Here is a 13,572-nt window from a genome sequence, read left to right as displayed (position 1 = left end):
CCCTGATCCGCTTGTCTCTGCGCTCCTCGGCCCAGCCAGGACGGGGCAATCGGGAGCGGGGACAAAAGACAAAGAAACAAACCAAGACAAACAAGGACTCGCCACGGCGAGTCCTTGTTTCTTCAGGTATTCGGTATTTGAATTTGGTATTCCTTCCCCACCCCTTGTGGATGCGCCGAGGAGCGCAGGTTCAGGCGGATCAGGGATCGCGTTGTTTGAGCCGAAGGCGAGTTTAGCGAGACCCCGCCTGAACCGAGCACCGCAGGTTGCCCGTAGCGAAGCGAAGGGACGCAGCAACCAGGGTCGCCTTTTCTTTTGCTTACTTTTCTTTTGGCGAAGCAAAAGAAAAGTGAGTAGCTGCCGGGCTACCCCCGGCCAGCAAGCCTATGCAAAGGACGCGGGCGCGCAAGCCGGCGCAAGACCCGGCCACGTCACCGCTACCTGGCCGCCAGCGCTTCGGGCTCCGGGGGTTGCCAACCACCACCGAGCGCCTTGAAAGCCGCGACCGCCGCCCGCGCGGATTCGGTTTGCGCCTGCGCCCGCAGATCGGAAGCGCGCAGCAGGTTCTCGTCGGCCTGCAGGACTTCGACCAGGCTGACGACGCCCTTCTGGTAGGCCGCGAACGAAGCCCCTCTCGCCCGCCCGAGGGAATCCACGCCCTGGGAGAGCAGGGCGGCCTGGTCTTCGCGCTTCACGAGGGACGAAAAAGCGTTCTCCACGTCTTCGGTCGCGCGCAGCACGGCAAGCCGGTAGGCGGCCAGCGCCTCGGCTTCCTGGCCCTTGGCCAGGGCTATCTGCGCGTTGATGCGGCCGAAATCGAACAGGCGCCAGCGCAGGCCCAGCACGCCGGCGGCCTGGCTTGAGTTGTTGATGAACAGCCTGCCGCCGGGCACCGAGGTCGCGCTGCCGACCAGCCCGCTCAGGGAGAGCTTGGGGTAGTACTCGGCGATCGCCATGCCGATACGGGCATTCGATGCGGCCAGGCGGCGCTCGGCCACGATCAGGTCAGGCCGGCGCCTGAGCAGCTCAGCCGGTGAGCCGGTTGCGGCGAACTGTGGGGCGGCCGGAACCGGGACGGCATTCTCCAGTTCCTTGCGGTGCGTACCGGGCGAGGTGCCCAGCATCACGTCCAGCGCATTCATCGCCGTTTCCAGTCCGGCTTCGAGGACCGGCACCGATGCCCGCACCTGGGCCAGCGCGCCCTCGGCCTGTCGCAGCTGGAGCTCGGCGGCCAGGCCCTTGCCGTACAGCAACTGGATGATGGCCAGCTGTTCCTGTTGCGTCTGCGCTTGCCTGCGTGCAAGGTCGGCGCGGGTTTGCAATCCGCGAATGCTGATGTAAATGTCGGCCGTCTGCGCCGCCACCGCGAGCCGCACCGCCGCCGCGCCGGCCTCCGAAGCCTGGTAGTCGGCCAGCGCCGCTTCGCGTCCGCGGCGCAAGCCACCGAACAGGTCCAGCTCCCAGCTTGCGCCGAGATTGGCCTCATAAGACCTGCCGTTGCGGTCGAAACCGGGCCGTGAATTCAAGACTTGCCCCAAGGGCGTTTCAAGCGACTGGTAGGCGCGCGTCCCCTGGGCACTGAGGTTGCCGGAAGGCAGCAGGGCGGCATCGGCCGCCCCCAGCCCTGCGCGGGCCTGGGTGACGCGAGCGGACGCCTGCGCGAGATCCAGGTTCTGTGCCAGCGCAAGCGTGACGAAGCGGCTGAGTTGTGCATCGCCAAAGCCTTCCCACCAGACGATGGCATCTGCGACGGCGCCGGCCTGGCGCTGCTCAAGCGCCTTCTGGCCCAGGTAGCGCTCCGGCAGGGGCGTCTCGGGACGGACATAATCGGGGCCGACAGCGCAGCCCGCCGAGAGACTGGTGATGGCCAGCAGGATGAGAGTGCGTTTGAGTAGCATGGGGCAGCTTCCGCAAAGTGGAAAAGGGGAGTTTGGGGAGAAACTAGATGTGACTATATTACAATATGGTCACTCGTTGTGCAAATCAATGCCAAGAGGTAAGCTGTGGACATGAGTAAAGAAAGCACCCATCCGGCCCCGGCCCGAGGCCCGGCCGACCATGACGTGCGGGACCAGATCGTTTTGGCCGCGACCCAGCACTTCCGCCTCTACGGCTACGAAAAGACCACGGTTTCCGACCTCGCCAAGGCCATAGGCTTTTCCAAGGCCTACATCTACAAGTTCTTCGAGTCCAAGCAGGCGATTGGCGAACTGATCTGCGCGAACTGCCTGCGCGAGATCGAAACCGATGTCAGGGCCGCCGTCGATGCCGTCGACGGCCCGCCGGAGAAGCTGCGGCGCATGTTCAAGACCATTGTCGAGTCCAGCCTTCGCCTGTTTTTTGAGGATCGCAAGCTCTACGACATCGCGGCCTCCGCCGCCACCGGGCACTGGGAAGCGGTGCGTGCCTTTGAGGGCCGCATCCAGGCCCTGCTGCAGGACGTACTGCGCCAGGGGCGGGAAACCGAGGAGTTCGAGCGCAAGACGCCGCTCGACGAAACGGCCGCCGCGATCTACCTGGTCATGCGCCCCTACCTCAACCCGCTGCTCCTGCAGTACAGCTTTGATTACACCGAGGACGCGCCGGCGCAGCTGTCCAGCCTGGTGCTGCGCAGCTTGTCCCGCTGATTTGCGCTATCTTGATTGTGACTATTGACAATATTGGTCACTAGTATCAAAATGAAATCCTGTCTGTTTTTGATGGGATTTCCATGCGCCGCCACCTCGTTTTCCTTGCCGTCCTGCCCGCACTGACGCTTGTCCTGGCAGCCTGCGGCGACAAAAAGCCTTCCGATCCCCGTAGCGAAACGCCGCTGGTACGCGCCGCCACCATCCGGGACGCGGCCCTTGCGTCGCGTTCCTTCACCGGGACCGTGGCCGCGCGGGTGCAAAGCGACCTGGGCTTTCGGGTCTCCGGCAAGGTCCTCGAGCGCCTTGTCGATGCGGGCCAAAGCGTCAAGCGCGGGCAAACGCTCATGCGCATGGACCCGGTTGACCTGAAGCTCGCGGCGCATGCCCAGCAGGAAGCGGTCGCCGCCGCCCGGGCACGGGCCCAGCAAACGGCGGAGGAAGAGGCCCGCTACCGCGACCTGCGTGGAACCGGCGCGATATCGGCTTCGGCCTACGACCAGGTGAAGGCCGCGGCGGATGCCGCCAAAGCCCAGCTCAATACGGCCGAAGCCCAGGCCGAAGTGGCGCGCAACGCGAGCCGGTATTCAGAACTGGTGGCGGATGCCGATGGCGTCATCATGGAGACGCTGGCCGAACCCGGCCAGGTCGTCTCCGCGGGGCAGGCCGTGCTGCGCCTGGCGCGTGCCGGACGCCGTGAAGCCATCATCCAGCTGCCGGAAACCTTGCGCCCGGCGGTCGGTTCAAGCGCCACGGCCTCGCTCTTTGGCAGGGAGGGGGCGGCCGTTCCGGCCAAGCTCAGGCAGCTCTCGGATGCCGCGGACAGGCTGACGCGCACCTTCGAAGCACGCTATGTGCTCGAAGGGGAACTGGCCAACGCGCCCCTGGGCACCACGGTCACCATCCATATCCCGGAGACGGATGTGCCTGCCGCTGCGCAAGGCGGTCTGTCGGTGCCGATCGCCTCGCTGTTTGATGCCGGCAAGGGGCCGGGCGTCTGGCTCATCCAGGGCGAGCCGGCCAAGGTGTCCTGGCGGCCGGTCACGGTCCAGCGGCTGGACGGCGACAGCGCGCGCATTGCGGGCGCCTTCAAGCAGGGCGACCGCATCGTCGCGCTCGGCACGCACCTGCTGCGCGAAGGCGAGCCGGTCCGGGTGGCGGGCGAAGCCGCCGTCGCTACCGCCGCCGCGGGAGCGCGGCCATGAACGAAGGCCGTTTCAACCTGTCGGCGCTCGCCGTGCGCGAGCGCTCCGTCACCTTGTTCCTGATCGCCCTGATCTCCCTGGCCGGGCTGGTGTCCTTCTTCAAGCTGGGCCGGGCCGAAGACCCGGCCTTCACGGTCAAGGTGATGACCGTCATCACCGCCTGGCCGGGCGCCACGGCGCAGGAAATGCAGGACCAGGTCGCCGAGAAGCTGGAAAAGCGGCTGCAGGAACTGCGCTGGTACGACCGCAGCGAAACCTACACCCGGCCGGGCCTGGCCTTCACCACCCTGACCTTGCTGGACACCACACCGCCCTCGGAAGTGCAGGAGCAGTTCTACCAGGCGCGCAAGAAAGTCAGCGACGAAGCCGGCAACCTTCCGTCCGGCGTGATCGGGCCCATGGTCAACGACGAATACGCCGACGTCACCTTTGCCCTGTTCGCGCTCAAGGCCAAAGGCGAACCGCAACGCCTGCTGGTGCGCGACGCCGAGACACTGCGCCAGCGGCTGCTGCGTGTGCCCGGCGTCAAGAAGGTCAACATCGTAGGCGAGCAGCCCGAACGCATTTTTGTCGAGTTCTCGCATACGCGCCTGGCAACGCTGGGCCTGAGCCCGCAGGACGTGTTCAGCGCGCTCAACGGCCAGAATGCCTTGACGCCCGCCGGCTCCGTGGAAACCAGGGGGCCGCAGGTCTTTATCCGCCTGGACGGCGCTTTCGACGAACTGCAGAAGATCCGCGACACGCCGGTCGTGGCGCAGGGGCGCACCCTGAAACTGTCGGACATCGCCACCGTCAAACGCGGTTACGAAGACCCGGCGACCTTCATGATCCGCAACGGCGGCGAAGCGGCGCTGCTGCTCGGTGTTGTCATGCGCGACGGCTGGAACGGACTGGACCTGGGCAAGGCGCTGGACAAGGAACTCGCTGCGATCAACGCCGAGATGCCGCTAGGCATGGGCCTGAGCAAGGTCACCGACCAGTCCGTCAACATCAGCTCGGCGGTCGACGAGTTCATGGTCAAGTTCTTCGTCGCGCTGCTGGTGGTCATGGTCGTGTGTTTCGTGAGCATGGGCTGGCGCGTGGGCATCGTGGTCGCCGCGGCCGTGCCGCTGACGCTGGCGGCCGTTTTCATCGTGATGGCCGCGACCGGAAAGAATTTCGACCGCATCACGCTGGGCTCGCTGATCCTGGGACTGGGCCTGCTGGTGGACGACGCCATCATCGCCATCGAGATGATGGTGGTGAAGATGGAGGAGGGCTACAGCCGCACCGCCGCGTCCGCCTATGCCTGGAGCCACACCGCCGCGCCCATGCTCTCCGGTACGCTGGTCACGGCCGTCGGCTTCATGCCCAACGGCTTTGCCCGCTCCACAGCGGGCGAGTACACCAGCAATATGTTCTGGATCGTCGGCATCGCCTTGATCGCCTCCTGGGTGGTCGCCGTGGTGTTCACGCCTTACCTGGGCGTCAAGCTGCTGCCCGAACTCAAAAAAGTCGAAGGCGGGCACGACGCGCTTTACGACACGCCGCGCTACAACCGCTTTCGCCGCATGCTCACGCGCGTCATCGCCCGCAAGTGGCTGGTCGCCGCGACGGTGATGGGCCTTTTCACCGTGTCCGTGCTGGGCATGGCCGTCGTCAAGAAACAGTTCTTCCCGATCTCCGACCGTCCCGAAGTGCTGGTCGAGGTGCAGATGCCGTATGGCACGGCCATCGTGCAGACCAGCGCCGCCGCGGCGAAAGTGGAAGCCTGGCTGGCAAAGCAGCCGGAAGCGAAAATCGTCACCGCCTACGTGGGCCAGGGCGCGCCGCGCTTCTACCTGGCCATGGGGCCGGAGCTGCCCGACCCCTCGTTCGCCAAGATCGTGGTCCGCACCGACAGCCAGGAGGAGCGCGAGGCCCTGAAAATCCGGCTGCGCACGGCGGTCGCCGACGGCCTGGCCCCCGAGGCGCGCGTGCGCGTCACCCAGCTGGTGTTCGGCCCGTATTCGCCGTTCCCCGTCGCCTACCGGGTCACCGGGCCGGACCCGGACACGCTGCGCAAGATCGCGGCCGAGGTGCAGCAGGTCATGGACGCCAGCCCCATGATGCGCACCGTCAACAACGACTGGGGCACACGCAACCCGACGCTGCACTTCACCCTGCAGCAGGACCGCCTGCAGGCCGTGGGCCTGAGCTCCAGCGCCGTGGCGCAGCAACTGCAGTTTTTGCTGAGCGGCGTCCCGCTGACCGCCGTGCGCGAAGACATACGCACGGTGCAGGTCGTGGCCCGTTCAGCCGGCGATACCCGGCTGGACCCGGCCAGGATCGCGGACTTCACCTTGACCGGCACCGCCGGGCAACGCATCCCGCTGTCGCAGGTGGGCAAGGTCGAGGTGCGCGCCGAAGAGCCGGTCATGCGCCGGCGCGACCGCATGCCGACCATCACCGTGCGCGGCGACATCGCCGAAGGCTTGCAGCCGCCCGATGTGTCCAGCGCCATCACCGCGCAGCTCAGGCCCCTCATGGACAAGCTGCCGGGCGGCTACCGCATCGAAGAGGCCGGCGCCATCGAGGAATCGGGCAGGGCAACCAAAGCCATACTGCCGCTGTTCCCCATCATGCTGGCGATCACGCTGCTCATCATCATTTTCCAGGTGCGCTCGATCTCCGCCATGGTCATGGTCTTCCTGACCAGCCCGCTGGGCCTGATCGGCGTGGTGCCCACCCTGATCCTGTTCCAGCAACCCTTCGGCATCAATGCGCTGGTCGGCCTGATCGCGCTGTCCGGAATCCTGATGCGCAACACGCTGATCCTGATCGGCCAGATCCACCACAACGAGCAGGCGGGCCTGGACCCTTTCCGTGCGCTGGTCGAGGCCACCGTGCAGCGCTCGCGGCCCGTGATCCTGACCGCGCTGGCGGCCATGCTGGCCTTTATCCCGCTGACGCATTCAGTCTTCTGGGGAACGCTGGCTTACACGCTGATAGGCGGCACCTTCGCCGGGACCGTCCTCACGCTGGTGTTCCTGCCGGCCATGTATTCCATCTGGTTCGGGATCCGCCCGGCGCCGGAAGCTGATCCGCGCTGATGGCGCTTCTTCCCCATTTACCTGTCGAAAGATCTGTCATGTCGAAATCCATCGTTGTTGTTGTGACCGGGGTGTCGTCAGGCATCGGGCGCGTTACCGCGGAAAAGTTCGCCAAGCTCGGATGCCGGGTGTTCGGCACCGTGCGCAGCATTGCCAGAGCGACACCACTGCCCGGCGTCGAACTGGTCGAGATGGACGTTCGCGACGACGCTTCCGTTCAACGCGCGGTCCAGTTCATCATCGGCCAGGCCGGCAGTGTTGACGTGCTGGTCAACAACGCGGGAGTCAACCTGATAGGCGCGGTGGAGGAAACCACCCTCAGCGAGGCTGCATCCCTGTTCGACACCAATGTGTTCGGCATGTTGCGCACCACACAGGCGGTGCTTCCGCACATGCGCGCGCAAGGCTACGGCAGGATCGTCAACATCAGTTCCGTGCTCGGCTTTCTCCCCGCTCCCTACATGGGGCTTTATTCGGCCTCCAAGCATGCAGTGGAAGGGCTGTCCGAAACCCTGGACCATGAGGTGCGCCAGTTCGGCATCCGCGTGACGCTGGTCGAGCCAGCCCACACCAGGACCCGGTTCGAAGCCAGCTCGGCTCAGGCGAAGTCAAAAATCGCGGACTATGACCGTGAGCGCGAGATTGTCTCGCGCGCTTTCGCCGCGAACGTCAACGACGCACCCGAACCCTCGGACCTGGCAGACACGATCGTCGAAGCGGCGCTTGGCTGCTGGTATATGCGCCGCACGCCGGCCGGGCGGGCATCCCTCCTGAGCAAACTGCGCCGTTTTGTGCCTGCAAGCTTTTTTGATGCAAGCCTGCGGAAGTCATTCGGGCTCGGCTGAAAATCCGGTCTGGCATCCGGGACGAGGTGCGTCCGGCTCGCTACCGCGGAGGAACCCGCCTCCGGGCCGCGACGGCCAAGCGCTGGGCCGCAAGCGGAACGAGGCGGGCGATCTCCGCATCGAACTCATGGATCTTCGCGCCGGCCTCCTCAATGGAATCGAAACGCAGCGGCGTGGGTACCGTCGGAACCCTCCAGAGATTGGGTTCGAGTACAAGCAGCCCCCCGTACTTCTGGGTGGGCCCGGGCGCCGTCTCGACCTCCGTCGAATTGAGGATGTACCGGATGCAGGGTGTGATCTGGTAGACCGTGCAGCTGCCCATGTCCAGCTTCAGATAGAAGGATGGCGGCTCTTTGGGAATCTTTGCCAGGTCTTCCAGTGTCGGCCGGTAGAAAGCGCGATCGTGGTTCAGGGCCCTGCGCTCGTAGGGCAGCGGGATCACCGTGGCAGTGATGCCCAGTTTGGAAAGCTCCTGGACCAGCGCGGCGACAAAGACCGGGCGATAGTCATTGGCGATCTTTTGTTCAAGAGCCTTCTGGTTCAAGGTCTCGTGGATGTAGTCCAGCTTGTGCTGCACCGCCAGCGAGCCCAGCATGACGGTTGCGAAGCCGGCCCCGACAATCGGGCTATCCGGGCTCACGGGAGGGGTGTACTCAAAGGGTGCTTTCTCGACGATCAGGTTGATCTGCGTGGTCCTGTCGTGTTCAAGCTGCTGGAACATGGGTGTCGCCGGCGCGCAGCCCGTGATCAGTACCGCGCCGCAAGCCAGGCATAAGCCCGCCGCGATTCTGGATACCGCCGTTGAGAAAGCCTTCATGGAGTGTCCCTCTGTAGATTGTTGTTGCTTGCTGCCCAGGCGGCTTGCAGCCTCTGGAGCCTGGGCGCAGCGCTAGTTTATCCACGTGGACGGCTTTTATGGCCAGCACGAACCATCCGCGCATTCAATTGGAAAAACCGGCGCGATGGAGTCTAATCGGCCAGGATGCCATCTTCCCTGTCCGGAATCGGCAAGCAAGTTCACTTCAAGGACGCTGCACCATGATCAGACTGTTCTACATCAGCGACGCCAAAGAAGGCATCAATGAAGACGCCGTGAACGGTGTTTTGAAAAGCGCGGCAAAAAACAACCCGCCCCTGGGCATCACCGGCCTGCTGGTTTTTGGGGGCGGCGTGTTTGCCCAGATACTGGAAGGCCCGGAGCAGGCCGTGCTACGCAAGTATGTGCAGATCGCAAGCGACATGCGGCACAACAATTGCCGCATCGTCTACATCACGACCACGGAAAAACGCATCTTCCAGGACATCTCCATGGCCGCGCTCGAAGCGCAGCCCATGGAGCTGGAGCACATCGCCGAGCTGGACGCCCGCCGGCACGAAACCGTCCGGGCGGATGCGTTCACGGACTTGATGCAGGTGTTTTTTTCAAGGATACAGGCGCTTCCTTGATTCGAATGGGGTACGGCTGCGGGAGCCAAAAAAACAAGCATGAAAGGGAGTCATGACAACTGAGGCCAAAGATGAGTCCACTGAAAAGGTGATTGGGTGGCGCTACTTCGCGCTGTGTGGATTTGCAGGCCTCGCACCTTATGGCCTGCTGATGGCATGTTTGCCGCTCTTCCGCCACTTCAATTGCAGGCTTTCCTGGCGGACGGTATGTGATGGCCATTCGTGGGTGGTAACTCTGGCCGATGCGGTGACGGGATTTTCTTGGCTCGTCATACTGACGTTTCCACTGAGCGCCATCTTTCTGATGGGTGGCCTGGCCATCAATTTCAATCGGTGGACTTTCAGGGGGCGGTGAAGGGCCCAGCTTGGTGCTTTAGCCGTTGTTCTGCCTTTGCCGCAGATGCGCGCTGCCGGACACCGAACAGAAAGTCGTCGATGTCCTTGGCTGCAAAGCCCCCCGCATCAACTTCGCCTTGCGCGAATAGCGCCAGGCAACGCTTCGTCAACTGCTGCAACTTCACCAGATCCTGCGAGTCTTGAGTCCATGCTGCGGCCAGGACATCCAGCGCCTTGGCGCACCGCTCACGATACTCCTCCGGGGTACCGACCCAAGTCTCCTGCGGGAGGAGGGCATTGGCGCCCATACCTGACAGGTTTTCTTCAAACTTGCGCATGAGTTCCAGGAATGATCGACTCATTTCACCTCCTCCATTATTTTCTGAACGCCTTCTATCCTTGAGAAAGAACCACCCAGCCCACCAAGACCGCAGCGATCACCACCACGGCGACGTACCCCAGAACGCGCCGGCTCTTATGCTGGCTTTCCACACACGACAGGCAATAGAGAAAGGTGTCGCCCTTGTAGTGCGGCACCGGAAACAGATAGCCGTTGGAGTCGCAGGCATAACAGCGCATGGCCAGGTTGCGCTTCTTTCCGCGTGAGTCCCGGTACACCTGCACAACCAGGGCAATGACAGGGAAGGCCCCGAGGGCGGCAATCACAAAAAAACCGACGGCTATTTCCATACGCCGTTATTAGAACCTCTGCCGCGCGCTCCCTGTTGGAAAAAGTTGCGCTTCGGTGCAATCAATGTTCTGTCCAGCCTATACATTAGGCAGTCGCTCCCAGCCAACTCCCGTAAAAACCATTGATGAACATGCAGAAGACTCAAAAGACAGCCGCCTTCATTCAAACCATCCTCTGGAGCTGCCTGCTCACGGCCTCGCTCAGCCATGCGCAAACCCAGCAACTGGTCGCCCCCAATGCCTCCGTCGGCGGCATGTCGCAAGAAGAATGGTCACGGGCCTGGTGGCAGTGGGCCGGATCCTTCCCGCGGCAGGACAGCCCTGTTGCGGACCGCACGGGCGAGTTGTGCGGTGAAAAGCAAAAGGGGCCGGTCTGGTTCCTGGCGGGTACCTATGGAACACAGCGCACCATACGGAATTGCCGCGTGCCAAGCGGCAAGTACCTGTTCTTTCCCCTGATCAACTACGTCGTCATGCCCAGCCAGGATCGCTCGACGACCTGTGCCTTAGCCATGGAGACGGCGAGAAGAATCACCGACGATCCGGCCGCGCTTGTTCTTGAGGTCGACGGTGTACGCGTCGCCAATCTCGCCACGTCCCGGCAGGCGACAAAAAAATGCTTCGACATGGGCGCGTTGACGGAGGCGCAGTACAAAATCTTCCCCTCGGCGGCCAACGGCTATTACGCGATGCTCAAGCCACTTCCGCCCGGGACGCATGTCCTCAATTTCGGCGGCGCGCTGCCTGGCATGCTGCAGGCTGTGACCTATACCTTGATCGTCGATTGAGATCCGGCGAAAAACAGCAATGACGACTTGCATGGATTGACAGGAACCGCAGTAAAGGACGTTTATGAGAGACCTTGTAGCGATCGGCGGACTTTTCACCTGGCTGCTTTTGGGCCTTGCCTGGATCACACCGCTCAAACTCAAACTGATGAAGTTGCATGGCGCCGACAAATCGCCCAGATTTTTCATAGCGCTGGCCAGGCAAGGGGATGCTCTGGCCAAGACCGTGGTGTTTCGCACCAAGGTTTTTATGGGCGTCGGGATTGTCGGGGTCTTTCTTCTGTCCATCAGCAAAGCTTTCGCTTCCTGAAGAAGGGGAGGGCCCCAATGGAAGGCGGCTACCTCTTTTTCTTTGGCGCCGCATCCAGGGGCGCCGGCGGCCTGGGCTACAACTATCCGGCCAGGAATTTGGTTGCCGTCGATTCAACCCTGGCACGCATCGCCGAGCGGTCAACGCTCGCCATCCGAAACCATCTTGGCAGTGGCATATTGGAGCCGTTGCCGGAAACGGTTGCAAATAGTGAGGAAGCTTTCAGATGCCCGTGATTTATTCCATGCGCCGTTTCGTCCAGGCCGCGCTATTCCTGATCCCGCTCGCTGCCGCGGCGAACCCTTTGTATATCGAGGGCTTGATGAACCAGAAAAACAAGTATCCGGCCTCCGCTGCGCTCAAGGGCTTTATGGCGAATGAGGAAAAGGAAACCCTGAAGTTCTGCCTTGAAGATCCGGAACGCAAGCTGGGCCGTGCTGAAAATTTCTTCGCCGCAAAGCGCATACCGCTAGGCCAACCCGCTGGTGTTGCGATTTACATGGTTTTCCCCACGCAATACTGTCCTATGTACTTTGGCGCCAGTTCCATGCCTTATTGGCTGGTGAAGGAAATGCCGGACAAACAGTTTTCCGTGTTGCACTCCGGCACGACGCATGTCGTGCACTTGTTGCCGGAGAAATCTCACGGGCTGAACGCCATCATGGAGCAGTACGGCAGCACCGAGAAAACCTACTTTTATTTTGACGGGGTGAAATTTCGCTTGCGCTGAAGTTGCCTGCGAATCACTCGAGGCGTCACCCGCCTCAGCCACTTGCTTATGTCCTGCCGGCCGCCGGCAGCAAGGCTTCGCGAAGGCATCTTTCCAAAGACTGGATGACCAGCCGGCGCGGGCTCATGCCTTTGCGCAGGATGCCGATCTCGCGGTAGAAAGTCTGCTCACCCAGGGAAATGGCGCGCACCCCGGCCGGCAGGGGCAGGTAGGCCTCGACCATGGGCACCAGCGCCACGCCCAGGCCTTCGGCGACCAGGTTCATCAGGCCTGAAATCTCGTCGAGCTCTATGCTGTCCCGCACTGCCAGGCTGTTGTCGCGCAGGAAGCCGGTCACCAGGCGTCCGCCGAAGGAGCTGCGTTCGTAGCGCAGAAACGGTTGCGACTCGAGCAGGGCGCGCCAGTCCCGTCCCTTGGTGTCCTTGTGCACCAGCAGCTTGAACGGCTCGCGCATCAGGGTCTGCCAGCTCATCTCGGGCAGGAGGCCGAAGGGCGGCCTGATCATGATGGCGGCGTCGATCTCGGCGCTGTCTAGCTGGTCCATCAGTGCCATGGACACGCCCGGCGCGATGTTGACCAGCAGCCTGGGACTCTCCTTGCGCAAGGCGGCCAGCGCACGGGGGAGGATCATGGATTGCACCGAGGCGATGGCCCCTATGCGCAAGGTGCCGGCGAGTTCGTCATCGGTCGTCGCATCGCCGAGTTTGGCGAACAGCGCCACGATGTCTTCCGCGCGGGCCAGCACCCTGGCGCCGGCCTCGTTGAGCACGGCGGAGCGTCGCGTGCGGTCGAACAGCACCAGGCCCAGGGATTCCTCGAGCCGCTGGATCTGGCTGCTGACGGCGGACTGGGTCAGGCCGATGTGGCTGCCGGCCGCGGAAAAACCGCCGTAACGGACGACGGCGATGAAGGTTTTGAGTTCGGTAATCACATGTGGGTTTGAGGGCAGGGCGCTTGGGTTGAGATCAATTGATCGATTTTATTGATTCTCAGAAAGAATATATATCGTTTTTAAAAGTCAATCAATCCTCCTAAAGTCCGGGCTTCCACGACTCCACGAGGCCCCTGATGACGACGCACAGCGTAAACACTCCCGCCAAAACCCTCCCGCCATTTCACCTGGCGTTTCCCGTCCACGACCTGGCCGTGGCGCGCCGGTTTTACGGCGAACTCCTGGGTTGCCCCGAAGGGCGCAGCTCCAGCGAATGGGTCGACTTCAACTTCTACGGCCACCAGATCGTGGCCCACCTGGCACCGGACGAATGCGGCCACCGCCAGACCAGCGCCGTCGACGGCCACAACGTTCCCGTTCGCCATTTCGGCGCCATCCTGTCGCTGCCCGAATGGGAGGTCCTGGCCGAGCGCCTGAAGGCCGGCGGCACGAAATTCGTCATCGAACCCTATGTGCGCTTCAAAGGCGAGCCGGGCGAGCAGGCCACGATGTTTTTCCTGGACCCGTCGGGCAATGCCATCGAGTTCAAGGCCTTCGCCACGCTGGACAGCCTGTTCGCCAAATAAGGAAAA

16 protein-coding genes are annotated in these 13,572 nt (G+C 63.0%); 11 read left to right on the top strand and 5 right to left on the bottom strand.

Translation table 11 applies throughout. The features are described 5' to 3' along the window. Positions 1 to 437: 437 nt before the first annotated feature. Complete coding sequence (locus ACSQ27_RS06970; RefSeq protein ID WP_436154730.1) at positions 438 to 1,898, bottom strand: efflux transporter outer membrane subunit; 1,461 nt, start codon at positions 1,896 to 1,898, stop codon at positions 438 to 440. A gap of 111 nt (positions 1,899 to 2,009) precedes the next feature. On the opposite strand from ACSQ27_RS06970, the gene ACSQ27_RS06965 reads away from it, so the two are divergent. The 4 genes from ACSQ27_RS06965 (at position 2,010) to ACSQ27_RS06950 (ending at position 7,748) form a co-directional block, all read left to right on the top strand. Then, positions 2,010 to 2,627, top strand: coding sequence for a TetR/AcrR family transcriptional regulator (locus ACSQ27_RS06965; RefSeq protein ID WP_436154729.1), 618 nt, complete (start codon positions 2,010 to 2,012; stop codon positions 2,625 to 2,627). Positions 2,628 to 2,710: 83 nt separating this feature from the next. Continuing rightward, positions 2,711 to 3,832, top strand: a complete 1,122-nt coding sequence (locus ACSQ27_RS06960) for an efflux RND transporter periplasmic adaptor subunit (RefSeq protein WP_436154728.1) — start codon at positions 2,711 to 2,713, stop codon at positions 3,830 to 3,832. Then, complete coding sequence (locus tag ACSQ27_RS06955) at positions 3,829 to 6,903, top strand: efflux RND transporter permease subunit (RefSeq protein ID WP_436154727.1); 3,075 nt, start codon at positions 3,829 to 3,831, stop codon at positions 6,901 to 6,903. Before ACSQ27_RS06960 ends, ACSQ27_RS06955 begins: the two co-directional genes overlap by 4 nt. A gap of 38 nt (positions 6,904 to 6,941) precedes the next feature. Then, positions 6,942 to 7,748: an oxidoreductase gene (locus ACSQ27_RS06950; RefSeq protein WP_436154726.1), complete on the top strand. Its 807-nt coding sequence runs from the start codon at positions 6,942 to 6,944 to the stop codon at positions 7,746 to 7,748. 40 nt (positions 7,749 to 7,788) lie between these two features. Here the strand turns inward: ACSQ27_RS06950 and ACSQ27_RS06945 are convergent, their stop codons facing one another. Further along, positions 7,789 to 8,565: a hypothetical protein gene (locus ACSQ27_RS06945; protein ID WP_436154725.1), complete on the bottom strand. Its 777-nt coding sequence runs from the start codon at positions 8,563 to 8,565 to the stop codon at positions 7,789 to 7,791. A gap of 98 nt (positions 8,566 to 8,663) precedes the next feature. On the opposite strand from ACSQ27_RS06945, the gene ACSQ27_RS06940 reads away from it, so the two are divergent. Both ACSQ27_RS06940 and ACSQ27_RS06935 read left to right on the top strand, forming a co-directional pair. After that, a complete protein-coding gene (locus ACSQ27_RS06940) occupies positions 8,664 to 9,194 on the top strand; it encodes a BLUF domain-containing protein (RefSeq protein ID WP_436154724.1) in 531 nt (176 codons plus the stop codon). 52 nt (positions 9,195 to 9,246) lie between these two features. Then, positions 9,247 to 9,549, top strand: a complete 303-nt coding sequence (locus ACSQ27_RS06935) for a hypothetical protein (RefSeq protein WP_436154723.1) — start codon at positions 9,247 to 9,249, stop codon at positions 9,547 to 9,549. Here the strand turns inward: ACSQ27_RS06935 and ACSQ27_RS06930 are convergent. Together ACSQ27_RS06930 and ACSQ27_RS06925 are read right to left on the bottom strand one after the other, a co-directional pair. Continuing rightward, positions 9,536 to 9,892, bottom strand: coding sequence for a hypothetical protein (locus tag ACSQ27_RS06930; protein WP_436154722.1), 357 nt, complete (start codon positions 9,890 to 9,892; stop codon positions 9,536 to 9,538). The two genes, ACSQ27_RS06935 and ACSQ27_RS06930, sit on opposite strands and share 14 nt — an antisense overlap. A 31-nt stretch (positions 9,893 to 9,923) precedes the next feature. Further along, on the bottom strand, positions 9,924 to 10,220 hold the full coding sequence (locus tag ACSQ27_RS06925) for a hypothetical protein (protein ID WP_436154721.1): 297 nt from the start codon (positions 10,218 to 10,220) through the stop codon (positions 9,924 to 9,926). Between the two features lie 125 nt (positions 10,221 to 10,345). Between ACSQ27_RS06925 and ACSQ27_RS06920 the strand changes: the two genes are divergently transcribed. From ACSQ27_RS06920 to ACSQ27_RS06905, 4 genes are all read left to right on the top strand, one after another. After that, complete coding sequence (locus ACSQ27_RS06920) at positions 10,346 to 11,008, top strand: hypothetical protein (RefSeq protein ID WP_436154720.1); 663 nt, start codon at positions 10,346 to 10,348, stop codon at positions 11,006 to 11,008. Positions 11,009 to 11,072: 64 nt separating this feature from the next. Further along, on the top strand, positions 11,073 to 11,318 hold the full coding sequence (locus tag ACSQ27_RS06915; RefSeq protein ID WP_436154719.1) for a hypothetical protein: 246 nt from the start codon (positions 11,073 to 11,075) through the stop codon (positions 11,316 to 11,318). A 17-nt stretch (positions 11,319 to 11,335) separates the two neighbouring features. Then, positions 11,336 to 11,554, top strand: a complete 219-nt coding sequence (locus ACSQ27_RS06910; RefSeq protein WP_436154718.1) for a hypothetical protein — start codon at positions 11,336 to 11,338, stop codon at positions 11,552 to 11,554. Then, the gene (locus ACSQ27_RS06905; RefSeq protein WP_436154717.1) at positions 11,545 to 12,048 is read left to right on the top strand and encodes a hypothetical protein; all 504 of its coding nucleotides are present in this window, start codon (positions 11,545 to 11,547) and stop codon (positions 12,046 to 12,048) included. The genes ACSQ27_RS06910 and ACSQ27_RS06905 overlap by 10 nt, the downstream gene beginning before the upstream one ends. 46 nt (positions 12,049 to 12,094) lie before the next feature. Here the strand turns inward: ACSQ27_RS06905 and ACSQ27_RS06900 are convergent, their stop codons facing one another. Next, the gene (locus ACSQ27_RS06900; protein ID WP_436154716.1) at positions 12,095 to 12,979 is read right to left on the bottom strand and encodes a LysR substrate-binding domain-containing protein; all 885 of its coding nucleotides are present in this window, start codon (positions 12,977 to 12,979) and stop codon (positions 12,095 to 12,097) included. Between the two features lie 137 nt (positions 12,980 to 13,116). Here ACSQ27_RS06900 and ACSQ27_RS06895 point away from each other — a divergent pair, with 137 nt between their 5' ends. Continuing rightward, positions 13,117 to 13,566: a VOC family protein gene (locus ACSQ27_RS06895; protein WP_436154715.1), complete on the top strand. Its 450-nt coding sequence runs from the start codon at positions 13,117 to 13,119 to the stop codon at positions 13,564 to 13,566. Positions 13,567 to 13,572: the final 6 nt, after the last annotated feature.

The sequence above is a fragment of the Polaromonas sp. LjRoot131 genome (assembly GCF_964252805.1).
GTDB lineage: Bacteria > Pseudomonadota > Gammaproteobacteria > Burkholderiales > Burkholderiaceae_C > Polaromonas.
This window is presented reverse-complemented; position numbering and strand designations above follow the sequence as displayed.